Source organism: Methylomonas sp. 2BW1-5-20, from assembly GCF_052474515.1.
This window is the reverse complement of the sequence record NZ_CP184128.1, coordinates 120,710-144,872: the sequence shown is the minus strand read 5'-3', so window position 1 is coordinate 144,872 and position 24,163 is coordinate 120,710. Positions and strand designations below refer to the sequence as shown.

At 48.3% G+C, this 24,163-nt stretch carries 23 protein-coding genes and 2 pseudogenes; 15 read left to right on the top strand and 10 right to left on the bottom strand.

What is annotated here, in order from left to right; genetic code table 11:
- Window position 1 precedes the first annotated feature (1 nt).
- Genes ACH50O_RS23425 through ACH50O_RS23415 form a run of 3 tightly spaced genes read left to right on the top strand, consistent with a single transcriptional unit; the run spans window position 2 to window position 2,338 of the window.
- Complete coding sequence (locus ACH50O_RS23425; protein WP_446812225.1) at window positions 2–910, top strand: ParA family protein; 909 nt, start codon at window positions 2–4, stop codon at window positions 908–910.
- On the top strand, window positions 907–1,947 hold the full coding sequence (locus ACH50O_RS23420) for a hypothetical protein (protein ID WP_446812224.1): 1,041 nt from the start codon (window positions 907–909) through the stop codon (window positions 1,945–1,947). The genes ACH50O_RS23425 and ACH50O_RS23420 overlap by 4 nt, the downstream gene beginning before the upstream one ends.
- Complete coding sequence (locus ACH50O_RS23415) at window positions 1,940–2,338, top strand: hypothetical protein (protein ID WP_446812223.1); 399 nt, start codon at window positions 1,940–1,942, stop codon at window positions 2,336–2,338. The genes ACH50O_RS23420 and ACH50O_RS23415 overlap by 8 nt, the downstream gene beginning before the upstream one ends.
- 239 nt (window positions 2,339–2,577) lie before the next feature.
- On the opposite strand, the gene ACH50O_RS23410 is transcribed toward ACH50O_RS23415, so the two are convergent.
- On the bottom strand, window positions 2,578–3,471 hold the full coding sequence (locus ACH50O_RS23410) for a DNA-binding protein (protein WP_446812222.1): 894 nt from the start codon (window positions 3,469–3,471) through the stop codon (window positions 2,578–2,580).
- 449 nt (window positions 3,472–3,920) lie between these two features.
- On the opposite strand from ACH50O_RS23410, the gene ACH50O_RS23405 reads away from it, so the two are divergent.
- From ACH50O_RS23405 to traJ, 5 genes and pseudogenes are all read left to right on the top strand, one after another.
- On the top strand, window positions 3,921–5,660 hold the full coding sequence (locus tag ACH50O_RS23405; protein ID WP_446812221.1) for a tyrosine-type recombinase/integrase: 1,740 nt from the start codon (window positions 3,921–3,923) through the stop codon (window positions 5,658–5,660).
- A 523-nt stretch (window positions 5,661–6,183) separates the two neighbouring features.
- Entirely contained in the window at window positions 6,184–6,471 is a 288-nt protein-coding gene (tnpA, locus tag ACH50O_RS23400) for an IS66 family insertion sequence element accessory protein TnpA (RefSeq protein WP_446812220.1), read from the top strand.
- On the top strand, window positions 6,459–6,809 hold the full coding sequence (gene tnpB, locus ACH50O_RS23395) for an IS66 family insertion sequence element accessory protein TnpB (protein WP_446812219.1): 351 nt from the start codon (window positions 6,459–6,461) through the stop codon (window positions 6,807–6,809). Before tnpA ends, tnpB begins: the two co-directional genes overlap by 13 nt.
- Before the next feature lie 95 nt (window positions 6,810–6,904).
- Window positions 6,905–8,558: pseudogene (tnpC, locus tag ACH50O_RS23390) on the top strand (IS66 family transposase).
- A 927-nt stretch (window positions 8,559–9,485) separates the two neighbouring features.
- On the top strand, window positions 9,486–9,902 hold the full coding sequence (traJ, locus tag ACH50O_RS23385; protein ID WP_446812218.1) for a conjugal transfer transcriptional regulator TraJ: 417 nt from the start codon (window positions 9,486–9,488) through the stop codon (window positions 9,900–9,902).
- A gap of 35 nt (window positions 9,903–9,937) precedes the next feature.
- On the opposite strand, the gene ACH50O_RS23380 is transcribed toward traJ, so the two are convergent.
- Entirely contained in the window at window positions 9,938–10,243 is a 306-nt protein-coding gene (locus ACH50O_RS23380; RefSeq protein WP_446812217.1) for a hypothetical protein, read from the bottom strand.
- A gap of 182 nt (window positions 10,244–10,425) precedes the next feature.
- Here ACH50O_RS23380 and ACH50O_RS23375 point away from each other — a divergent pair, with 182 nt between their 5' ends.
- The 5 genes from ACH50O_RS23375 (at window position 10,426) to ACH50O_RS23355 (ending at window position 12,246) form a co-directional block, all read left to right on the top strand.
- On the top strand, window positions 10,426–10,506 hold the full coding sequence (locus ACH50O_RS23375; protein ID WP_446812284.1) for a hypothetical protein: 81 nt from the start codon (window positions 10,426–10,428) through the stop codon (window positions 10,504–10,506).
- A 249-nt stretch (window positions 10,507–10,755) separates the two neighbouring features.
- Entirely contained in the window at window positions 10,756–11,094 is a 339-nt protein-coding gene (locus ACH50O_RS23370; protein ID WP_446812216.1) for a CopG family ribbon-helix-helix protein, read from the top strand.
- A complete protein-coding gene (locus ACH50O_RS23365; RefSeq protein ID WP_446812215.1) occupies window positions 11,091–11,462 on the top strand; it encodes a type II toxin-antitoxin system VapC family toxin in 372 nt (123 codons plus the stop codon). Before ACH50O_RS23370 ends, ACH50O_RS23365 begins: the two co-directional genes overlap by 4 nt.
- A 28-nt stretch (window positions 11,463–11,490) precedes the next feature.
- The gene (locus ACH50O_RS23360; RefSeq protein WP_446812214.1) at window positions 11,491–11,853 is read left to right on the top strand and encodes an OmpA family protein; all 363 of its coding nucleotides are present in this window, start codon (window positions 11,491–11,493) and stop codon (window positions 11,851–11,853) included.
- A gap of 183 nt (window positions 11,854–12,036) precedes the next feature.
- Window positions 12,037–12,246 (top strand): cold-shock protein, encoded by a 210-nt coding sequence (locus ACH50O_RS23355; RefSeq protein WP_101053175.1) that lies wholly within the window; start codon window positions 12,037–12,039, stop codon window positions 12,244–12,246.
- A 556-nt stretch (window positions 12,247–12,802) separates the two neighbouring features.
- Here the strand turns inward: ACH50O_RS23355 and ACH50O_RS23350 are convergent.
- The 8 genes from ACH50O_RS23350 to ACH50O_RS23315 all read right to left on the bottom strand — a co-directional run bounded on the left by ACH50O_RS23350 (window position 12,803) and on the right by ACH50O_RS23315 (window position 23,428).
- The gene (locus tag ACH50O_RS23350; protein WP_446812213.1) at window positions 12,803–13,093 is read right to left on the bottom strand and encodes a type II toxin-antitoxin system RelE/ParE family toxin; all 291 of its coding nucleotides are present in this window, start codon (window positions 13,091–13,093) and stop codon (window positions 12,803–12,805) included.
- Window positions 13,094–13,095: 2 nt separating this feature from the next.
- Window positions 13,096–13,356 (bottom strand): type II toxin-antitoxin system ParD family antitoxin, encoded by a 261-nt coding sequence (locus tag ACH50O_RS23345; protein WP_446812212.1) that lies wholly within the window; start codon window positions 13,354–13,356, stop codon window positions 13,096–13,098.
- A 167-nt stretch (window positions 13,357–13,523) separates the two neighbouring features.
- Complete coding sequence (locus ACH50O_RS23340; RefSeq protein WP_446812211.1) at window positions 13,524–14,045, bottom strand: chemotaxis protein CheD; 522 nt, start codon at window positions 14,043–14,045, stop codon at window positions 13,524–13,526.
- 238 nt (window positions 14,046–14,283) lie between these two features.
- On the bottom strand, window positions 14,284–14,835 hold the full coding sequence (locus ACH50O_RS23335) for a chemotaxis protein CheW (RefSeq protein WP_446812210.1): 552 nt from the start codon (window positions 14,833–14,835) through the stop codon (window positions 14,284–14,286).
- 9 nt (window positions 14,836–14,844) lie between these two features.
- Window positions 14,845–18,384, bottom strand: coding sequence for a methyl-accepting chemotaxis protein (locus ACH50O_RS23330; RefSeq protein WP_446812209.1), 3,540 nt, complete (start codon window positions 18,382–18,384; stop codon window positions 14,845–14,847).
- A 420-nt stretch (window positions 18,385–18,804) separates the two neighbouring features.
- The gene (locus tag ACH50O_RS23325) at window positions 18,805–21,330 is read right to left on the bottom strand and encodes a putative bifunctional diguanylate cyclase/phosphodiesterase (RefSeq protein WP_446812208.1); all 2,526 of its coding nucleotides are present in this window, start codon (window positions 21,328–21,330) and stop codon (window positions 18,805–18,807) included.
- A gap of 22 nt (window positions 21,331–21,352) precedes the next feature.
- Entirely contained in the window at window positions 21,353–21,754 is a 402-nt protein-coding gene (locus ACH50O_RS23320) for a hypothetical protein (protein ID WP_446812207.1), read from the bottom strand.
- 270 nt (window positions 21,755–22,024) lie between these two features.
- Window positions 22,025–23,428 carry a PAS domain S-box protein gene (locus ACH50O_RS23315; RefSeq protein WP_446812206.1) on the bottom strand — a complete coding sequence of 468 codons (1,404 nt, stop codon included), beginning with the start codon at window positions 23,426–23,428 and terminating at the stop codon, window positions 22,025–22,027.
- A gap of 100 nt (window positions 23,429–23,528) precedes the next feature.
- Between ACH50O_RS23315 and ACH50O_RS23310 the strand changes: the two genes are divergently transcribed.
- Both ACH50O_RS23310 and ACH50O_RS23305 read left to right on the top strand, forming a co-directional pair.
- A complete protein-coding gene (locus ACH50O_RS23310; protein WP_446812205.1) occupies window positions 23,529–23,762 on the top strand; it encodes a transposase in 234 nt (77 codons plus the stop codon).
- Window positions 23,719–24,069 (top strand): annotated as a pseudogene (locus ACH50O_RS23305) (ATP-binding protein); the annotation flags it as partial. The gene ACH50O_RS23310 and the pseudogene ACH50O_RS23305, both read left to right, overlap by 44 nt.
- Window positions 24,070–24,163 lie beyond the last annotated feature (94 nt).

The window sequence follows — 24,163 nt, the reverse complement described above, 5'->3', positions numbered from 1 at the left end:
AATGACGGATGATCAAGACACATTAATACCAGACTACTCCCACTTAAAAGTGTTGACGATTAGCAATCACAAAGGCGGGGTGGCGAAAACAACGCTCTCTAAAATGTTGACCGAGTATAGCGTTCGCCACGGTAAAAGAGTTTTAGGCATAGATATTGATCCGCAATGTAATTTTTCAGCACGCTTTGTGCAGATGGAAAGTGATGGCGGCGCCCCACCGCAACACCCTAACTTTGATCCTACTGATCCGGCATGGGACGATTTGGCCTATGCCCCACCAGGTTACTGGTCTATTGCCGAATTCTTCAGGCTTGGATACGTTGAGCCCTACCCTACCGATAATCCAAACCTTCATTTCATACCCTCACATAAGAAAGAGCTGACCACATTCCTTGAACAAGTTGAACGAAATAGTATTCAAGAAGCCGTTGTAGAGCACATGCGAGCAATGCTCTCCATGGAATACTATCAAGAAGAGTTTGATCTTGTGATAATTGACACACCACCCCAGACATCGGCATTAACCGCATCCGCTGCACGAGCGGCAACCCATCTGCTTATTCCGACCGAAATGCAGGAAGATTCAGTAGCCGGTATGGCCGATATGGCACAACTATGGCAGGCGGAGAATCAAACCAGACAACATGAAAAACTTCAATTAGTTGGTATTTTGGCGACTAAATATGACCCCCAATCAGCAGCCCAGCGCCGGACCTTAGAGCAACTTTCGCTAAACCCTGTACTGGGTGATAGATTGATTCAACCGCCAATGCGCTATTTACAAACCTATGCCAACAGTTCGGCAACGTTTGCAAATCCTCGTTCACTCTTTGAAATGCATGAAAGTACGCCGGCTCGCATAGAGGCCGAAGAGTTTTGTCGAGTCATATACGAGAGGATATTTAAATGAAAAAGCCCGTCGTCCTTAGTAAACGCCAACCCTTAGGTGTGCAAGCTGAAACTATCTCGAAAGTGGCCGCTAAAATTGCTGCAGCCGAATCGGCAATTACTCAGGAATTTGAGATTCGACAAGTACCATTAGCAGATATCCAATTCTGGGACGATCAGCCTAGATCTTTTCAGTTAAAGCTTGAAGATGTCTATAGGGGCGAAATATCGCTAGAAGATGCGTTATATGAAACCAAAACCGAAGAGCTGGAAGGTATTATCGCGCTGGCGATGAGTCAAAAGGAATTTGGAATCTTAAATCCACCGCTTGCGTATGCTTTGCCAGGTAAGAAGGTGCAACTCATGGGCGGCCAGCGCCGGACGATGGCCGCCATCTACGCATTGTTTCACCTACAAACATCGCTTGATGAGCATGATACGGCCTATCATGAAATCTTAATCAATTCGGACCCTGATCTTTCGCGCTTAGAAAAAGAACGTATCGCAGTCAAAGTATTCTTCAAGAAGCCAAATGATCTAACCTTAGAGCGGCTGGGAATCGTCGATAATGTGCAACGAACAGAGCTGCCCATTGGTGACAAACTTCGGTGGCTTTTGAAGTTTGCAGAACAACGAGAAGGGAAGGGCAGGGAAATTCGCTGGCGAGATTTGGTAGACACGCTTGGGTTGTCGAGATCACAAGCCTATGAATGGTTGGCAGTAGTTCAATCCAGGCATGATGAGTATGTTAAAAAAGTGATTGAAAAAGTGTTTCTGGGGACGGCCACATTTGGCCGACTGCTAGAGATTGCTAAAGCTGATTCTGCTGTAAGAGAGATGATGTACAACAAGTGGTATGGACCGCGTCCGGCACCGGACGCTTCGGCGCCCATTTCATTAGGTAAGACAGGAAACCTCAATGCCTTGCGAATGTTAGTTCTTGCAAATGTAGAAGGGGATATCAAACAGCGTCTTGCATCGATCGATTGGAATAATCCCAAAATGGTTAAAAAAGGATTTGCCGAGTTTCTAGAATATTGGGAAAGTAAACATGGCTGAAAAGCGTCCCCCAGCGTTATCAACGTCACCGTTGATTCGAAAAGTGACTGTAAAATTGCCGTCAGTTTTGAAATCTTCGCTTCCAAGTCGGATACTGGCAGACGGTTATAACATGCGTCAAAAAAGTAAATGGGTTGTTGAAGCCATAAATTCACTTCTTGCAAAAGAGGGATGGGAAGGGGCTCTACTGTCTGAACTCGTGGTAAAGCCAGACACTCAAGATGTTTTTAGCATCCCAAATGAGCTTGTTTTAAAAATCAATCATGAAGCACATCGGGTCGGATTAACCAATCCGAGTCTGAACGCGAATCAATCTACCATCATCCGTGCCGCCATCAATCGTCGTCTGTTGGGTTTTTTCCAACTGACGAATTCAGACGCCGACAATTAGCCAATCCAATTGTCCGGTACCGGACAATTTTCATTACGTTCGAAAAATTGCCGTAGTAGTCCGACATGAAAAATTTATTGGTTTAAAGAACGGGGCAGGGCGATGATTCCATCGCTTTTACATTGCTCTAGAATGGTTTATGCAATAGAAACCTGTGCTATCAGAACTTGACCGGTCTCTAACGATGATTTGTATTTCGCAAGCAAATAATGAAAATGCACCGCGAAGACAAGGCTAGGTCATTTCTGTTTTTTACTCTGTTTAACTTCCAGTAGTCTTATTCGCTCGTTTTTATTATTCAATTCATTTTGCAGCTGGGCGTTTTGTAAAGTTACTTCCGCCATTTTTAATTGGTCATTTGCGTAATGGCGTTCCAGCTCACTAATTCGCTCCCTTTGTTGTTCAATGATACTTGCTTGTCGTTCATGTTTGGCCTGTAGGATGACCAGCGCTTGCTGATTACGTTGACTTTCCGCTTGGCACTGACTCAATTCATATTGGGTTTGCAGTCGTAGCCTGTCTTTTTCTTCTTCAATTCGGCTTAATGCCCAGTCGTGTTCATTGTTATATTGAGTCTCCAGGCGCTGTACTTTGTCTTTTTCCTGGCGGATGGTTTCACTTAGCACAGCATTGGCTTTTTCCAGTTCGGTAATTAGCGATCGATCACTGACGGATTGTTCCAATAGACGCCGTGTTTCAGACGCTAATCGTTCAATCTCGGCTTTGAGTTGTTGAATTTCCTCTTGATAACGTTCTTGAGTCATTAGTAGTAATGGCTCTAATCTTGCCGCTTCCTCCCGCAACGCGGCTTCTTGGGCAGTCAACGCAGATTGTTTCGCTGCCAGTTCCTTGGTTTTTTCATTAAACACTAACCTGGCCTCCTCGAGAGCCTGTTGCCAACAAGCATTGATTGCTTCGGTCAGTGTAGCCGGTACCCCGGGCACGGCGCCCTGATCTGCTTTAATAGTCTCGGCCAGCGCTTGTTTCCAATCCTTAATGGCGCTAGAGATGGTGGATGGACTGTTGATACCTATGATGGGTTTGATCGCTTCAATTGTCGGAACTTGGCCTGTTTCGGTAAAAAAAGCATCACAAGCCTCACGAGCCCGTTGATAGGTACTCTGTTTAATCATGATAAGTCTCCACGATATTGAACATACAGCTGTTGAGTGGAAATCAAGTAGTGTTCGTTTTAAGTCTCTGGTATCTCAGTCCTTTGACGGACAGCGCAACAAAACAGTGTCTAAAACACTGAAGGGCAGGGCGTCTGCCTGAAGAGTCGTGGTTAATGAACAGGACTTGATTGGCGGGATTATAGCGGGTAGTGACAAGAAAAATAATAAAATATTAAGCGAATCACTAAATAAATTTATAAATATCCTTTATTAGTTGATCTAGTAGTAATTATATCAACTAAATGACAAATGCTTATGCTATAGTTCAAACAGCCTAGCATCCAAAGATATCTACGGGTTTCTTGATAAAGGAAAGAAAGGGTTTGTAGCAAAATGCGAGCGGTACTTACGGTTTTTACCAATTTAATGAATTTCAAGCTCATCGATACAAAACCAGTAAGTAAGCCATGAACTTAGACGATTTGTTTCTGTTACGGGGCTGGATCAACCAGATTCCCTGGTCCGTGTTAGATGAGCAACGATCAGAAGGCGGCGAACCGGCACGCCGGCGACTGAAGACCCTACGCCGTGATTTGGCAAAAAAAGCTCGCTTTTACGACAAACCGGATATTGTTGCACTGTGGCTGAGCCAACGACAGTCGAATGAGACTTGGTCGAAGCAAGCTGAACGTGCATTAAACACCCTTAACCGTTTGCCCGAACCCGTGCCTGCGGGAGATCAGGAGCTCAGGCGTTGGTTGCCCGAAAAAGTGTGCGCGACGTTGCCAGTTTCGGTCACCACCTGGTCAGAAGCGATAAATTGGTTGGAAGAGGGGAGGGGACGCGATCGGGGTTATCCCGCGCCGTTAAGACCGGCGATCAAAGTCCTGACCGGATTTTTGTCTTCCCATGCCGAAGTGCTGGGCTATCAACCTAAATCAAAGCCGCCAACGGATGCTCTACCAATGCCATTGCATTCGGTTGCTCCGTTGGAGCAAGTCTTGATACCGATCGAATTGAACGGTGAACAGGGGAGTAATCGCTCGACTGAGCTTTGTCGCATCGAGGCCAACCATGATCTAGCTGCTATTCACAGCTGGCTAGCCTTGAAAGATGACAATCCGAAGACTTATCAGGCCTATAAAAAAGAGCTGGAACGCTTATTACTGTGGGCGATATTGGAGCGTGGTCGCGCGCTGTCCTCATTGAATACGGATGATTGCCGAGCTTACATTCAGTTTTTAAAAAACTTGACCACAGCAGATCAACGATGGGTGACACAACAACCCGCTAATAAGCACAACGGCAAATGGAAGCCCTTTTACTATCGGGCGAAAAAGACCGAAGTAAGCGTTATCGATGATGCAACCGAGAACGAGCAGTCGCAACCGGTGCTATCGGCGAAGAGCATTAACTATGCTAAAACTGTGATTAGCTCGTGTATGGCGTGGTTAGTAAAACAACACTATTTAAAACACAATAACTTTGAAGATATGCCAAACATCAAGTTTGCGCATATCGCGCTGCAAACTGCAAACCGGGCCTTTACCTTGTCCCAGATGCAATTTATCTTGGCTTATGCTCAAGCGAAAATTAAGCCGGGGTCATCGACGGAAGGAGCGGATCGGCGTCTGTTGTTTATTCTGAAGTTTGCGTTTTACACAGGACTACGCTTGCAGGAATTGGCTGCCGCCAGTTTCGGTGATATCGAATACTTGGAGGACGACAATGGACTGCATTATTTTTTGCGCGTGGTCGGCAAACACAGCAAGCTGCGGAAAACCTCTATGCCATCCACCTTGATAGAGGAGCTTCAGTCCTACTTGAGAAAGCGTGGTTGTCCCAGTCAGTTTGAGAGAATGCCGCCGGAAGCACCTCTAATCCCGAGTCTACGTGACCCTACCGCCCGTAAACATCTTAGCCCGGCCGGTCTGCATAAAACTCTGGCGGAGTTTTTTGATCAGCTTTATTTCCACCTAAATGGCGATCCAGAGTCAGATTTACGTCTAGTCAGTAAAATCCGCAAAGCCTCCGCCCATTGGTTGCGGCATAGTTATGGCAGTTATCTGGCCAATGACAAACAGGTACCGTTAACTTATATACGCGATGAATTGGGACATGCTGATATTAGTACCACTTCGTTGTATTTAAATACCGACGCTAAACAACGGCAAAAAGTTGTGAGTGAAGCATTCAGCGCTGTTTAACTTGGATCCATGGCTAAAGTGATCCTGCAAAATCAGTGCATGCACTTTTCGGTTAAATCTCCAAATCTTGGAGAGATCCCAAAGTTTGATGACACCATCCTCCGAGGTTGAGGCGAGCCGTCCGTCCTGAAAACAGTGCTGGAGAATTATCCGAGATACAAGAATGAAATTGAGTGTCACGATGGAAACAACAATATCTCTCAAGCAGGCATATTTGATTATGTTTGAGTTTCTACAGAATCATAGTGGGAGTTAGCAGGGGAGTCAAAAACGGATCAGCTTGTATGCGTTGTCGGAAGATAGTTAGCACGATTTGCCTACTACGCTTGCCGGGAGCGTAATATCCTCTGTTAATAAAATTTAAAGGTAAGGAGGAGTCCATGCCCGAATATCTCGCTCCCGGCGTCTACGTCGAAGAAATCGAACTAGGGCCTAACCCTATTGAAGGGCAAGCGTTTAGCCGCTCCACCTGTGAAACATATTTTGCCGATGGCATCCTGTGGTTTTTTGATCAGGAGTGGCTATGGCCGTCACAGCGAAATGGCGTCAGGATATTGAAGCATGGCAACGTAGTGGTTTATCGCAAGGCGACTATTGCGCGAAATATCAAATCAATGTCCGTACGTTTACGGCCCGACTGAGTGACTATCGAAAATTGCCAGCGGCAGAGTCGGCTGCCTTGATACCGGTGCAGATTAAACCACCGGCAACGGCGGCGATTGTTTTCAATCATGTCCAAGGCCATCGCCTGGATTTACCCATTTCGGTGTCAGCCAGCTGGGTGGCGGAATTGTTGCGATGCCTGGCTTGATCGAGAGTCCTGGGCAGATTTGGTTGGCGGTCGCGCCGGTCGATATGCGGCGCGGACTGGACGGCTTGTCGGCTATTGTCCAGCAAAGCCTTGGGCATTCACCGTGTGCCGGATCAGCCTTTATCTTTCGCAATCGAGCCGGCAACCGCTTGCGGCTGTTGCTATGGGATGGTAACGGCGCCTGGTTATGTCAGCGCCGTTTGCATCGGGGCAGTTTTGTCGGGCCCAAGGCGACAGATACCTGTTTTTCGATGACTCAGGATCAATGGCAATGGTTGATCACCGGGGAGGATTGGCAACGTTTGTCAGCTGAGCCTCACGCGGATCGGCAAGTCTGATTCCGGCATTGTCCGGCCTTCATAATCAGCCTGTTAATCCGGGAAAACCCAGTATTGACAAGGCTTTCAGGGTGTTATAGCGGTATAATAACGCTATGAATCCACTTGCCAAACTCGATCAGTTGAACCTCAATCCTGCGGCTAAAAGCGAGGTCGAGGCGTTGATTCAATCGCTCCTGGATCAGGTTGATCGCGATGCGGCGCTCTTGCAATCACAAGACGCCGCGATCAAAGCAAAAGAGGCGACCATCCAAGCCAAAGACTTCAAAATCGAAGCCTTGACTCATGAGTTGGCCTATTACAAACGCATTCGCTTCAGCGTCAAAAGTGAACGTTTGGCGCCGCTGCAACGCGATGTCTTCGAGGAAACCTGGAATACCGATTGTCAGCCATTGAGGCGGAAGTCGAGCAACTTCAAGACGATCAGCCTTGCGAAACCGTCGCCAAACCCAAACGTCCGCGCGCTGGTCATCAACCCTTACCGGATCATCTGCCGCGTATCGAACATCGCCACGAACCGGAAGTTTGCACTTGCGGTCACCGCGGTAAAGACCTAGTTAAAATCGGCGAAGACATCACCGAACAACTGGATGTCGAACCGGCCAAGTTTTTTGTGCATCGCCACATCCGTCCACAGTATGCCTGCCGCGCCTACGAAACCATCACGGCCGCTCCGATTCCGCCTGATTGATGGCGGCATGGCCGCCGTTGGCTTGCTGGTCTGGGGGATGATCGGCAAATATCAGGACCATCTGCCGCTGCTCTACCGTCTGGAGCAAATCGCCGCTCACGACAACGTCATCTTGTCCCGATCAACCTTAGCCGATTGGGTGGGCCGAGTCGGCGTAGCACTGCAACCTTTAGTGGATCGCCTAACCTGGCACCTACTGCAAGGCAATACCTTATATGCCGATGAAACGCCGGTGGCGCAACTCGATCCCGGCAGCGGTAAAACCAAGAAAGCTTATCTCTGGGCCTATCGCAACAAGGATCTGGCGGATGTGGGACCACGGCTCATCGTCTTCGACTACCAAAAGGGTCGGGGCGGCGAACATGCACGCCAGTTTCTCGGTGCCTGGAAAGGTCACCTGATGGTCGACGATTATGTCGGCTACAAAGCCCTATTCGCGAACACGGGCAACGGCGAAGCTTGCATCGAGCTAGCCGTCTGACCCATGCGCGCCGTAAGTTCTTCGATTTACATCAAGCGAATCAAAGTCCCATGGCCTTTGAAGCCTTGCAGCGTATCGGCGCACTCTATGCCATCGAAGCAGAAGGCAAAAACATGAGCATCAAAGCCCGCCGGCAATTGCGTACAGAAAAAAGTTTGCCCCAACTGAAAGTCTTCAATGACTGGCTCATGAAAACCCGTATCGGCACCGCCCACGGCGGCGCGTCCGCCAAAGCCCTGGACTACACGTTAAAACGTTGGCCTGCCCTGATTCGTTATGCCGAAACCGGGCATCTACCCATCGACAACAACCCGTGGAAAACTGCATTCGTCCCATTGCGCTGGGCAAAAAGAACTGGCTATTTACTGGTTCCGAACGTGCCGGGCAACGTGCCGCCGCTATTCAAACCTTACTCGGTACTGCCAAGCTTAATGGTCTAAACCCGGCGGCATGGTTAAAGGAGACGTTGGAAAAACTGCCAATCTGGCCCAATAGCCGCATTGATGAATTGCTACCTTTGACACAAAAGCAGATCGAAGCCATTAAACAGACTTTGCCTGAAAGGACAAAGTGGTAGGGATACGCGCATACATTGAAGGTGTGGCGACGAGTACTACTGCTTTTCTAGGGGAAACTGAGCGTGGTCCTGTCCAGCCACGATTGCTACGCCATCACAAACATCTGCCGGCTGTAGGTCAAACGAAAATGCGCCACCTTGACGATTCACCGATTACCGCACTTTCATGGCTCCAGTCTTTGACATGGCGCTGTACCGCCGTGTAACCACCGATATAACCTTCGATTTGCAAACATTCGAATAACCGTTGGGCGGTGCGTCTTTGTTTGCGGGGCAAACCGGTGTCTTTTACCAGCCAGTCATCTAACAGCTTGAGGTAGTCACCTAACCGTTGGTCAAGAACACAATATGCCCCAGAAAGCCATCGGGCTTTGCTCAAACAACACGGCATTCAACAAAGCATGAGCCTAAAAGGCAACTGCCTTCGTGCCAGCAATCTATGATTGACCAATCAGTCAAAATCAACAGACATGTTAGAAGGTTTGCTAAGAAATAAGGCTATATGCTTGCCAGTGTTGAAAGTAATTCCATTAACGCGATGAAGTGGCTGCAGTACTCGCTGTTTGCCTTTGGGAACTCGGCGTTTGGTCATCTTTCGGAATGCTTGAATTTCGGCGGCACCGGGTGGCTTGAGAGGTTTTAATGTCGACAATTAGGTCATGACGGTTTCCATGCATGGCGTATTTTGGTAAAAGTTGACTTAAAGTTGACCGAAAGTTGACTTATTTTTGATCAGTCAATGACTACGAATTGACAACTGTTGATAATATTGTGACTGAAACATCGGGGCAGGATATGTGAAGTACATGTACCGGCGAGGCCGACACATGTACTTCACTCCCCTTTATTCGCGCTACGCACTCAACGGGAATCCTGCTCTGCGAGACCAACCGGCTACCGCCGGCACATGTTTAACGGATGGTTAATATGAAGAGAGATGCCGATAGTGAAAAGAAGCCGACGCGGAAGAACAGCACGCCAATTGTAGTCCGGGTTACACCGGAGGAAAAAGCAGCGATAGATGGTCTTGCTCGACAGACAGGCCATAGCACATCGGCCTATCTGCGATTGCTTGGCCTTGGATACGCCCCCAAAAGCATTGTGGACAATAAAAAGGTTTTAGAGTTGGCGAAGATCAATGGCGACCTGGGGCGGCTTGGTGGGTTGCTTAAACTTTGGTTAACCAATGATGCCCGTACTGCACAGTTTGGTGACAATGTTATACGAGCTACCCTTTCTCGAATTGAAGATACGCAAGTACAAATGGTCGAAGTTATGAAATCAATAATATTGCCTCGATCCAAATTATCAGAATCTCAAAAATCGGCTTCTTTTGATGGCTGAATACGCGATCGCCCATTCCTCGGCATATCATTTCGTCAGTTCATCGATCTTGGCAAACCGTCTTTTGCCGTTTTCCGGTAGGCAATTCTGTCGGGAATGGTGACATTTGCCAGACCAAGATTCGAAAAATCGTCCAACAGTTTGGCGGTGTCGTCGGACTCGTGAACCGATGGATTGGTCGATGAGCGGCTGGTGATGACGCGTGCCTGCAAATCCGGGTTGAATGCTTTCGCTGTTTCGACCAGCTCATCCATTTGATTCAAGGTCCATATGTCGAATTGGCTGGGTTGGATCGGTACATACGGTTTTTGCGCAACAACCAAGGCGGAACACAATTCCACTGAGTCTCGGCCGCCGGCGTTGATATTGGTGTCAAGATCTTTGACTTCGGCAGGTATACACCCATTCAGGACAGGAACGGTTGAGTAAATTGGTAGCTGATATTTGAGGCAAAAACATCACCCACATCCATCTGGAACGCCACGACCCCGACAAAAATCTGCACCGGTTTTACCAGATCTTTGTGACGCCCGGCGTTTTCGGGGATGGGTCGTTGGTTAGGGAGTGGGGCAGGGTAGGCTTACCAGGTACGGTTAGCCGCTGAAAACCATCGTGTTCACTTCTGGAGTCGGTCATTTGTTGCGCACCGGCGCCGTGTGATAGCGAAGTGCCTAAGGGCTTTCGGTAATTTTTCAACGCTGTTTGATATGTCAAATCCGTGATCGATGATTTAGCCGGCGTCCGATTAGTGAATCGTAATCGGACAAATTGGAAGCTGACTAAATACACATTAGCCAAGCGTTAAACCATGCTATATGATTACAAACGAACCACCTTAACCGGAGCAACAACCATGGCCACCGAAGCCTTTACCGTTAGAGCAGAAACAGACATCGTGCATCAACTCGATAGCATGGCGGGCGTTTTGGACCGTTCCCGCAATTATTTGGTCAACCAAGCCTTGCGCGAATACCTGAAAGCTCATGCTCGGCAAATTGAAAAAATCAGCCAAGGCATAGCCGCCGCTGATCGTGGCGAAGTCATCGACCATGACGAAGTGATAAAGGAAATGGAAGCCATTGCTCAGCCTGCATCCGGCGACGATTTCTTTAACTGTGCCGGCATTTGGGAAGATCGGGAAATCGACCAAACTGCCATTCGTGTAAAAGCCTGGCCGGATCGGCGCGGATGATTCTGTGTGATACCAATATCCTGATTGAATTTTACAAAGGCAATCCAGCAATCATCCAAACCCTCAGAATCATAGGGCCAGCCAATATCGCGGTCAGCGTCATCACCAAAGCCGAACTGTTCTACGGCGCCAGAGATAAACAAGAGCTGGCCAAAATTGAACGCCATCTTGGACAGTGCCATTGCTATGGCCTGAATCCGGCCATTTCCACCTTGTTTATCGACTTGATGCGGCGATATTCGCTCAGCCATAAAGCGTCGGTCCCGGACATGCTGATTGCAGCGACCGCGATTAGCCATGATGTGACGCTGTACACCCTGAATACCAAGGACTTCAACTTCATTCCAGACTTGAATTTGTACCTCTAACACGGCAGCCGATGGCGGCATCATTGAAATGCCACGATCAAACACCGTAACAATCCTATTTGACAATCGGAGCATTATTTTCCGTCCTAGCATTAGCGATTCGTCGGTTTTGGACGACGCCAAGAATGCCGCATTGATAACTGTGCGAGGCCGGACCAGTACGCCAATCCCGAGCGCTAAGGACGAGCAGCTTGCATTATCAAGGGCCGTATCCGCTAGAAATTACCTAATAGCGCGCGGCGTGTCGCCCTTGAAAATCCACGTGAATTACGCTTCCGGATCTGATTTTGTCGCAGACAATTCAACACCCGAAGGAAAGCGTCAAAATCAGCGGGTGGAAATTGAACTGGTGTACGTCACACCGACAAGCAATCCTTACGGTACCCCGTAAGTGACGCATAGCATAGAGCCTGATGTTTGATTTTGACGTATGTCGGTGCGGAACCGTACATACAGATACCTTGTGCATCCACTACTATTCAAGCACGGTAGCCCGCCCGTGGTCTGGTTTCACCGATCTCTGCTTTTTGCGGAAGCGACGATAATGAATAATTTGATGGGGTTTGAAAATTTTATGGCAGCACGAGTAGAAGGCAAAGTAAAGTGGTTCAACGACGATAAAGGCTTTGGTTTCATTGAGCAAGCCGGCGGCAAAGATGTCTTTGTCCACTTTAGTGTGATCCAAGGCAGCGGTCGGAAAAGCCTGATCGAAGGCCAGCGCGTGACCATGGAAGTGACCTCTGGGGCTAAGGGCCCACAAGCTGAAAACGTGACGCCTTTATAGTCGTCTCATCAGTGGTCTGCCAAGCGTGAAACCCAATCCGGTCTAAACGCTTGTTTTGCAGGAAGGCACTTTATAAATACCGGTTAATCAAGTCGCATACTGGCGAGGCAATACTGTTGCATGCCATCGCACAAGCAACGCCATCAACCCCAGTGGTGGATCGGGTCTGCAACGAAACCACTGCATCTTGATTTCCTAACGACCTGTTTTTATTGTAAAAAATGGCGTGAAATCTCGACAATTTAACATAAACTATGTTATGCGAAGTCAACATGTTAATGCAATATAGTCATGTCCTGTTTTAGCAAAGTAGAAATGTCCTAACCTTGTCGATCGCAGTGGGCTATCAAATCGGCGAGACGCCGGTTTCGGCTAAGCGGATAGCATCGGTGCTGTCACGTCAACGGGACGATCTGCCGCCAACATTCACCCGACAGCGGTTGGCCGGCCTATCTGACTAGCCTTGATAACCCATTTCATTGGCAATGATTGTGAGCCCAAAACGGCGTTAAATGCGAGCCAGACCGGTTTCAGTTGCAAGCCATAACTGAGGTTTTTATAAATGCGCTGTGTAATTCATACTGTCGTGTAGTACTCGCATAATGTGAATTGTGGTGGCTGTCGCACGATAAAAAACCAAATGACGATTGATCTGAAATTGCCGGTATCCTTCACGGATGTAATCACAGGCAACACCCAATTCCGGATTTTCAGCGATTAAAACGAAGGCGGCATTTAATTCATCAAAATAACAATCCGCCTGCTCTGCTCCCCAGTTTTTGTGCGAGTAAAGCCAGATATTTTTCAGGTCTTGTTTTGCAAGCGCCTGAGTATGGATTTTGCGCATTTTCAGATCAAACCGGCTTCTTTTTTGGCTTCCAGTCTGATCACTTCCATGTGTAATTCGCCGGCATCACCACTCTCTTCACCGTCAATTAGCGCATTGCGTAATGATTGCAGCTTCGAGTTAGCTTCTCTTTCTTCAAGCAAACGTAAGGAGTCACGCATAATTTCACTCACGCTTGCATAGCGGCCACTTTTAAGCAATGACTCAATAAGGTTGTTCCAGTGCTCGCCGAGGCTAACAGTTTGGGTGCGTGCTTGCGCCATGTTGTTCCCCTAACCAGTTTTTTCTAGGAAAATGTAAGATATATTCTTACACTTGATAAAGCAAACCCATTTTTTGCTAGTCTCGTGCTGCTCATCAGTTTTTTGCCGGCAGGTGTCGCTGTGCAGCGACTTTGGCTTATTCGATGCGATCCAAGTTCAGAGATTCCCTAGGACTTGGCGAAATGCTGAATCCAAACATGACCGCTCCAGACATCGAAAACCAACTTGCGATGGCCGTTGCCACCTAAATGTTCGGCTATTAGCCTAAAGCCGTGCCGTTTTAACAAACCGCGTCCAAAATGAATATTGTTATCCGACACGCTAATCAGACTGGTCTTCTCTTGCGCCACAGACAATATAGTGCTGGGAAACTGATTACCGCCACCGAACATCTTGACTTCGTAATCGGCTGGCCAGCTTGCAGACAGATCAAGCTCGCGTAGGAACAAAATCATGGCTTCTTCTGCATATCGCCCGTCCGGTTGTTCGGCTCTCTCGGATTTGCCTCGACGCATCGGCAACAGGTAATGGCACATACCGCCTATTCGCAACCGAGGGTGCCACAGCGTGATCGCCACGCACGAGCCCAACAGGGTTCTGATGCGGGTTTCCCTATCACCGAAATAAAACTCGCCGGGTTGCAGAAAAATATCAATGAAAAAATCGGGTTTGTGTAAATAGCTATTCATGACCTGTTTACCCTAAATCGACGGTGAAACCATCTGTAAACCGCTAGGCAAGTCGTTTAACGCCGAATGACTGATGACGAAAGCCCCGCGCCGGAACGCAGAAAATACTGATTGCATTCAATCAATCGCTGCTTGCCATCGTTTTACTCAGTGTCCGTAGTTTATTCAAATAGTTCAAAAACAAGATAAATTCTTGCCTTCCCCATATTGGACGATTACAGGACTGCGTTTTTAGAGATCAAGACTCCTCATTACCCGAATAGCCCGCGGCCGTTTTACTTAAATTGGCCATCTCATCCACAGCCAACACCCGGTTGACGTCTAATAGCATGACAAAATGACCATTGAGTTTGGCCATGCCGCTGATGAAATCCGGACGAATGCTCGCCCCGAAGCTGGGTGGCGGTTCAATGTTTTGCTGAATGATATCGACAACTTCATTGACCGCGTCGACAATAATGCCGATGTCGTGCTGGCTGTCGTCTTCGCCGTCGGCAACCGTCTCTACGATAACGATACTGGTGCGCTTCGCGATTTGGGTGTTACCCTTGCCGAAGCGCACGGCCAGATCAACCACTGGCACCACACTGCCGCGCAGGTTGATGACGCCGCGCACGAAGGCTGGCATCATCGGCACTTCCGTGACATTGCCATAATCAATAATTTCCTTGATGTTTAAAATATTCAAGGCGTAGACGCCATACCCCAGCACGAAGGTGAGGTACTGACGGACGCCTTCTGCATCCTGAGTCGCCGCCAATTTATCGGCTGTTTTGGTAATCGCGGCCATGCTAGCCACTTAGAAACGTTCGAATTTGCTTACGTCGAAATCGGCATCCATACTGCTACGACTAATCTGCAAAGCGGGCTTGGCCCTTTCAGCTTTCTTAGTGGACTTGGTTGCCGAACCTGCAAACGATGTTGCGCCGCCTTTGATTTTGAAAAAGCTCATCAGGTTTTGCAATTGTTCAGTCTGACTGGTCATTTCCTCGGCTGTGGCCGCCAATTCCTCGCTGGCAGAGGCATTTTGCTGGGTAATCTGGTTCATCTGACTCATCGCGTTGTTGACCTGACTGACGCCGGTTGATTGCTCCTGTGACGCAGCGGCTATTTCCTGCACCAAATCAGAAGTTTTGGCGATACTGGGCACGATTTCGTCCAGCAGTTTGCCAGCACTTTCCGCAGTCTTGACGCTGTTTTCCGCCAGTTCCCCTATTTCCTGTGCCGCTACCTGGCTACGTTCAGCCAGTTTACGCACTTCCGCCGCGACCACAGCAAATCCCTTGCCGTGATCGCCGGCACGTGCGGCTTCAATCGCCGCGTTCAGTGCCAACATATTGGTTTGGTATGCGATGTCATCAATGATACCGATCTTACCGGCAATACTTTTCATGGCTGCCACCGTTTCCTTAACGGCGGCGCCTCCCTCGGTGGCCTCCTTGGAGGCCTTACCGGCCATACCGTCGGTGATTTTGGCGTTGTCGGCGTTCTGGTTAATACTGGCTGCCATTTGCTCAATACTAGCGCTGGTTTCTTCAACACTAGCGGCCTGTTCACTGGACGCTTGCGACAAGGATTGCGAGGTAGCGCTGATTTGCTCAGAAGCATTGCCAAGTTGGTCGGCGGCGTTGATGACTTCGGCAATGGTTTGCGAGAGTTTAGCGACGGTGTTGTTGACGGTGTCTTTAAAATCACCGAGCTGGCCTTTGTAGTCACCAATAACGGTGCGGGTCAGGTCGCCCTGTTCGACAAGGGTCAGCACTTCGACGGCCTCGTTGACAGGCAGAATCACACCATCCAGGGTTTTATTGACACCAGTCACCAACTGGTTCCAGCCGCCAACAAACAAGGACGCATCGGCACGAGTATCGAGCTGACCGTCAGCGGCAGCCTTGATAATAATGTCGGTTTGCGCCAACAAGTCATTCATCATCTTTACCGCCGCATTGAGATTGCCTTTAATGACGTTGTATTGGCCTTTGTATTCGGCGGTAATTGTGGGCGGCACAATACCTTTTGCGATTTGATCGACGTAATCGGCAGTAACGTTCAGCGGATTGACTATGTTGGTGATGGTGTTGTTGACCCCGAGCACCAGCTTATTCCAGCCGCCAGCAAACAATGCGGCATCGGCACGTTTGTCCAACTCGCCATCGGCGGCGGCTTCGATGATGATGTCGGTTTGCGCCAGCAAGTCGTTCATCATTTTGACAACGTTGTTGAGGTTGTTTTTGATGATGTTGAAGTCACCGTTGTAGGTATCGGTGATGGCTGGCGGAATAATGCCTTTGGCAATTTGGTCGACGTAATCGGCAGTCACATTCAAAGGGCCGATCACCGCATCCAGGGTGTTATTAACGCCTTGCACAATCTTGCGGTAATCGCCTTGGTATTGGCTGGCGTCTGCACGGGTCGCCAGACGGCCTTCGATGGCGGCTTTTTCCAGGTTGGCAGCCTCGGTTACCATATTGCTGATGGCCTCAATGCAGTTGTTTAGGTTATTTTTGATGGTATTGAAATCACCATTATAGGTGTCGGTGATTTTGGCCGGGATGTTACCTTTGGAGATGTTGTCCACATAGTCGGCCGCAACATTCAAAGGGCCGATCACCGCGTCCAGGGTGTTGTTAACGCCCTCGACGATCTTGCGATAATCCCCTTGGTGCTGAGTGACGTCAGCGCGGGTGGATAACTTACCTTCCACAGCCGCCTGCGACAGCATCGCCGCGTCGGCTGCTAGGGCGTTGACGGCGTCGATACAGGTATTGAGGTTGGTTTTGATGACGTTGAAGTCGCCGTTATAGTTGTCGGTAATCTTGACCGGAATCGCGCCTTTGGCAATCCTATCCACATAGTCCGCAGCTACATTCAGAGGCCCGATCACCGCATCCAGGGTGTTATTAACGCCTTGCACAATCTTGCGGTAATCGCCTTGGTATTCGCTGGCATCCGCGCGGGTGGCCAGACGACCTTCGATGGCGGCTTTTTCCAGATTGGCAGCCTCGGTTACCATGTTGCTGATGGCCTCAATGCAGTTGTTTAGGTTATTTTTGATGGTATTGAAATCGCCGTTATAGGTGTCGGTGATCTTGGCCGGGATGTTACCCTTGGAGATGTTGTCCACATAGTCGGCCGCTACATTCAAAGGGCCGATCACCGCGTCCAGGGTGTTGTTAACGCCTTGCACAATCTTGCAGTAATCGCCTTGGTATTGGCTGGCGTCTGCACGAGTCGCCAGACGGCCTTCGATGGCGGCTTTTTCCAGGTTGGCAGCCTCGGTTACCATGTTGCTGATGGCCTCAATGCAGTTGTTTAGGTTATTTTTGATGGTATTGAAATCGCCGTTATAGGTGTCGGTGATCTTGACAGGGATGTTACCTTTGGAGATGTTGTCCACATAGTCCGCAGCCACGTTTAACGGTTGAACGATGGCTTCCAGCATGATGTTGACGCCATTAGCCAATTGGCGCAAGTCGCCATCAAAGCTGGAGATGTCAATGCGCTCGCTCAAATTTCCGGCAACAATCTGCTCGGAAACCCGCCCAATCTCGGTGATGGCATTGGCTTCCGCCGTGGCATCGGCCCACTCAACCGCGTAACCGGTAATTTTGCCTTTGGTATCCTTTAAGGGAAATACCGTCAGATCGAAGGCCAACTCTAGGATTCTTATGCGAGATTTGTAAGGCGTTTTGGTGTTGGGATCGGCAAAAATGCGCTTTTGCATTTCCGGATTTTTATGAAACTCGTCGATATTTCTGCCTATCAGTTTGTCAGGTTCGAATCCTGGAAAGGCTTGTTGCAATCCGGATTGATGCTTGGTTAACAATGCCAAAACAGCGGGATTTAGGGAGGTAACGACGCGATTCAAGTCGCACGTCATAATTGGTATGGACATCTCGCGAACAATGGAAGACGAGCGCACCGACTCCTCTTCCAGTTTTTGGTAATCGGTCGCCCACCAGAATTCCAGCATGGCGCCAGTGAACGCCTGGTTTTTGTCGGTGAACGGGGTCAAGGTGAAATGAAATTTATCCGTCCCCAACGTTAGCATGCGCGTCCAGCTTTTGTTGTCGCGCAGCCCCTCCAAAACCTGTTGCGGAATCAAGTTAAGTGTACTTAGATGAACCCCGGCGATATTGGCTATATCGAATTTGGGAACTGTAGCTTCGAAAGCCTGCCTATGCTCCCTGAACAGTTGCTTTGCCGTTTTACTAGCATGCGTTGCCATCAATTTTTGATCGAAAAATATCACGCCGTTACTGCTGTTATCCAGAAATGACAGAAAATTTTCTGCGGCGGCAGCAGTCTCGCGATTGGTAAACAGATTTAATATGCTCATAAAACTCTCCATGGACAAAACTTGAAAATCGATAAATTGGGTTTAAATGTAATGGTGACCAAAACACTGCAGATCTGCAGTATTACTCCCCTCCTCGACAAAGTCGGCTAGGGTCGTGAATTCCAAGTTTCGACCCAACGGAATCACAAAAATAGATTGGCCTATGTCGCCCATGAACCCATCGATTTCGGAAAGAGTCAAAGCTGGCATGCATATCCCAAATACGCAGATTGTGAATTTCACTGGCGCCGACACAATTAGAACGGGGAATTCTCCAAAGCCAATTTATCTAGGCTGGTTAGCACCACGGTTAAAGCCATCGGAATTCCGTGCTCGATGTTTTCCATGCGGCGTGGTGAAGGGAAAGGAAAAATGACCGTAACCAATACTGATCAAATTGCGATTGAACTATCTGGAACCCTAATCAATTAAGGAAATTGCATTTTTGGCGACAAACAATTCGAATTCACCCAGCGGCTGGGGCCTATTAAATAGATATCCTTGAAATGCGTCGCAACCAATCTGTTCAAGGCAAGCTCGTTGCTCTTCTGTTTCCACACCCTCTGCGATTACATTCAGCCCCAAGTTGTGACCCATGCCAATAATCGTCTGTGCAATCACAGCGTCGGATGGGTCAACCAGAATGTCTCGAACAAATGACCGATCTATCTTGAGCTGGGTAAGCGGTAGCTGTTTAAGATAAGCTAGTGATGAGTAACCAGTGCCGAAATCGTCCATTGAAAAACGCACCCCCGTCTTTTTCAGTTCGTGCATTTTTTCGATCGTATCGGTAACGTTATGTAATACCAGCGATTCCGTGAGTTCCAGTTTTAGTTTTGTCGGATTCACACCCGTGTTTTCCAGAATCTCGAATATCTGCTCGACAAAATCACACTGCCGAAATTGTCTGGCACTGATATTGACAGCTAAATGCAACCCTTCAGTGAGCGGATTTTCTCCCCATGCTTTGAGTTGTTCGCATGCGGTTTGCAATACCCATTTACCGATAGGCAAAATTAAACCGGATTCTTCTGCAATAGGGATAAATTCGACAGGAGACACCATGCCTCGCAACGGATGCAGCCATCGCAGCAAGACTTCGGCACCGAAAACATTGCCGGAACAGTCAACCTGCGCCTGGTAATACAATTCCAACTGACCCAGCTGCAATGCATGATGAAGATCAAATTCCATGTGCATGTTCGATTCCAACGATGCCAGCATTTCCGGGTCGTAGAACCGTAAAGTGGTGCGACCTGCGTCCTTAGCTTGGTAAAGCGCAGCATCCGCGCATTTGAGTATCTCGTCGACCGAATTACTATTTTCGTGGAATAAACTGACGCCAATGCTGATGGAACAATAACGATCTTGATCGTCTATGGAAATGGGTGGTGTGATGGCCTGAAGGATCTTTTGACCGACTTCTTCGGCATTTGCGCTTGCCTGATTTTCCTCGTCGCCCAAATTTTGCAGCAGGATAATGAATTCGTCGCCACCTAGCCGGCCAACAATGTCCCCCTGACGTAGGCTGGCTTTTATGCGTGCTGCCGTTTCAATCAACACCTGATCGCCGAACTGATGGCCCATAGTGTCGTTGATGGTTTTGAAATGGTCGAGATCAGACATTAACACTGCGCCATATTGATGGCTGATGGCACAATTACTTAAAGCCTGTTGCAACTGTTCCTGCAATAAACGCCGATTTGGTAAATCGGTAAGCGGATCGTAGTAAGCAAGGCGATGCAAGGCATCTTGCGCTGCCTTATGCTGACTCAGGTCGCTAAAAGTCGCCACGTAATTGCTAACACGTCCATTGCCTTCGCACACGGTATGTATAGTCAACCATTTGGGGTATATTTCGCCGTTTTTGCGCCTGTCCCAAACTTCCCCTTGCCAGAATTTTTCACGCTCAAGTGTATTCCACAGGGCGCGATAAAACCCTGGATCGTGCCGTCCTGACTTGAGAATTGACGGTCTTTGGCCGATGACCTCTTCGGGGAGATATCCGGTTAGCCGAGTAAACGCGCGATTGACTCTCAAGATAATATTGTTTTCATCAGTAATAAGAATGCCTTCTTGAGACTCTATGGTCGTCTCCGCAATACGCAATTCTTTTTCCGCTCGCTTGATATTGCTGATATCCCGACAAAGAATCACCATGCCTTTACGCTGACCGTTTTCGCGAAAGATAGGGGTTTTACGCACTTCTACGTCGATCAAACGGCCCTCATCGTTGATAGTTTGATCTTCAAACATGATGAGATGCCCTGCTTCCCAGACCATTTCCTCATTTGAAAACAATCTGATCTGTTTCTCTAACTGGTCGAGCGGCCAGAAAGCCAGCTCCCGGTATGTTTTGCCGCGCCAGTCCAGGTTATGCAGTCTGCAAAGATGAATAGCATGCTCGTTGACAACTTGTAACTGCCCCTGCGCATCGCTAAATAAGATGGCATCGGGAATGGCTTCGACCAGACCGGTAAGCTGCTGACTGAGAGCCTTTAACCTGGACTCGCTTTCCTGCAGTTCTAACTGAGCCGCTTTTCTTTCGCTGATTTCGGATTCCAGCTGTTGATGACTGGGCAACTTCAATGCATCGGGAATGAGTCGTACCAGTAAAATCGCTGTGGCCACCGAGACTACAGCGGTTAATGCTTTAATCATCGCATCCAGCCCGTACATCGGTTGCCATAACAACACAATAGACATCAAGTGAGTCGTGCCACAGGCCAAAATGAAGGCGCTGAACATCAGGTATATCCAACGAAAGTGCAGCCCTTCACGCTGTATGACAAAAAATGCCAGTACCGCGGGAATTGAAAAATAGGCCAGCGCGATGAGGGAATCAGAAACTACATACGTCCACAGGATTTCCGGTGACCATTTAATGCAGTAGCCATGCGGCATCAACCCAGCCAGATTGCTAGAATCAAAAAGCATGATTTCCATGAAAGATAACGGGCGGTTTCAATTAACTTTGGGGTAACAGAGAGGGGCTGTCCGCGCCACAATACCAATCCGAAGTCGGGCGATTGTTCTCGAAACAGCTGCAGTAACTCGATGCCGGTAAGCCGTTTGGGCAGCCGCTGAAATACTTATCAAGCAGGCCGGAATTAAAAAAGCTCATGACGTTGTCGCCACAATGCCTTAAATTGATCCGAATACCGCCAGGCATGGATTCCGACAGCACTAACAGCACTCCGATCGCACAACTATTGACATGGCGGACACTCTCAAAATTAATAATTACCCTGGCGTTTTCGGTTAGCGCTGCGTGTGCATTACAGGACAACAATAGTTCTCGATAGTTGTCGAATTCGAAATGGTCATTGATGGTGGCTTCGAGTAGGTCGGATTTGTTTGAAATTTGCATGCAAGAAGATCTATTAGTTTTCATTCTATGATTGCATTCCATGACAGTCTTCAGACATTTCCAGTTACTGCCATGGGCGAACGCCCGTGTGAATGCCAACCGTTCCCGAATTCCACAACAATTCGAACTAATTCATCTATGCAGTAAGCGTCACTAACTTTAACCTAGATGCCCGGCAAAGAAAGGGGAATAAATAGGGTATAAACAGTTATAGAATGGGTATATAGATAACCACTATCGTCCGGCATATGCTTAGACAGCCAGATGGCATTATTTTGTGAGTGTAAGTAAATAACTACGCAGATTAATATTCTTACTATCCAAGCCAAGTTTTTTACGTATATGTTTACGGTGAACGCTGATAGTTTCTGGAGAAAGCGATAAGGTTGCGGCTATCGTCTTAGTGGATAGACCCTGTCTGATTAATGATGCTACTTGAATTTCGACCGGGGTTAATTGCTGGTAGACAGGGAAGGTTAAATCGCCGCCGTATGATTGGGTGACTTGTTGTAGATTGGCCCCAATAATGTTTAATAAATCGGCCTGTGCTCTGTTCACCCCGCTTGCTTTCAATTTCTCAATAAACGGCGCGACGGTCTGTTTTAACTCGACAATAATTTGGTGTCGGACGTCAGTACAGTCGATATTTTGTTGTTTAAGCAGAACGCTCAGAGCGGTTTTCACCTCTGTAGACTCCGCCCTAAGCTGTTCCAATTTGTTTACCGCAATTCCCAACTGATGTTCCGACTGCTGTCGCAACACTTGTAGGTGAAGTTCGGTCTGCTTATGCAGGGTGATGTCGGTGAAAGAGCCCACATAATACGACACCCTTCCAGTATCATCCGTTATAGCGGTATTGACCAGCCAAACCGGAAATATTTCGCCGCTTTTACGTTTATCCCAGATTTCGCCTTGCCAGTATCCCTCGCGTTTTACGGTTGCCCACATAGTATGGTAAAAATGTCTGTCGTGCCTCCCCGAGCTGAGTAGCGATGGCTGTTGACCTATCACCTCCTCGATGGCGTATCCCGTGATGCGAGTGAATGCCTGATTCACTCGCAAAATGACTTTATTGATATCGGCGACCAGAATTCCGCTTTGCATTTCAAAAGCGTTTCCGGCAATGCGTAATAGTTGCTCTATCTGTTTGCGAGCAGAGATGTCGGTGAGCGTAACGAATACAGTTGCGGGTGCTCCTTCGGTTTTTTTCGATAGGCAATCGATATTGACTATTACTGGTGTGCCATCGGCTCGACGTAATGCTAGTTCGCATCGTTGATTTCCGCCGCGCTCAATTATTTGCATCAATAATTTATGCCAACAATCGCTATTTTCCGGTGAGACGAACTGCGTAAATTGGTGGTTGGTCAATTGCTCGCGCTCCACTCCCAACAAGTTGCTACAGGTTATGTTTGCTTCCGTTATCAATCCTTGCTCTGTTAGCGTTAGATAAGCAACTGGCGCGAATTCGAAAAGTTCATAATAGCGATCCTGGGATTCAGCCAGTGAAGTCTGAATGCGATGTAACTCATCGTTTTGCATCTCGAGTTCGATCTGATAAACCTGAAGCTCGTGCAGAGTTTTTTCGTCTGCCCTGAATCGCATGTCCCCAAGATATAAATCAGTAACGACACCGAATGAAGGGCTAGAATTATTTCTGTTCTTTTTTTTCATGCCTGATTTCCAAACGTTGGTATTTTATCGCCTTAGGGCTTTGTTGCATAAATAGACAACAGCCCCATGTTACAAGGGAATTCACTAATCCCCAACTGGAATGCCCAAGCCACAACCGAAGAAATACCGCACCCAAAACTGGCCTGATTACAATCAATCTCTGAAGCAGAGAGGCGCAATGCTGCTGTGGATTGATAAAAAGATGGATTGGTTAGCTCCTGGCAGTGGTAAGCGAGGTCGGGCTGAGAAGTTTTCGGATACTGCCATCAAGTTTTGTCTGATGGTCACGCTTGGCGATCAGTCTGATGCAAGTGGATTGTGTGATTTTAGATGAGTTAGGCTATTTACCGTTTTCACAGGCCGGCGGCGCACTGCTATGCCACTTACTATCCAAGCTTTACGAACGCACGAGCGTCATCATGACGACCAACTTGAACTTCTCGGAATGGACTAGCGTGTTTATCGATGCCAAGCTGACCACCGCATTACTGGATCGTCTGACCCATCATTGCCAGATTATGGGAACCGGTAACGACTCATTCAGATTTAAACACAGCAGCGCCACTGCCAAACAGCGTATCCAGTCTAGGGAAGCCACCAAGCGGGAGTCGCCCATCCTTGCAACGGTCCATCAACCCTAAAAGGAACTCACTTAGTCGGGTCGACTAAAACCACCCAGTGGTGTACGCTGAACCACTAAAGCCCCCTGGTCAATTTTCGACTGGCGCCAACAGA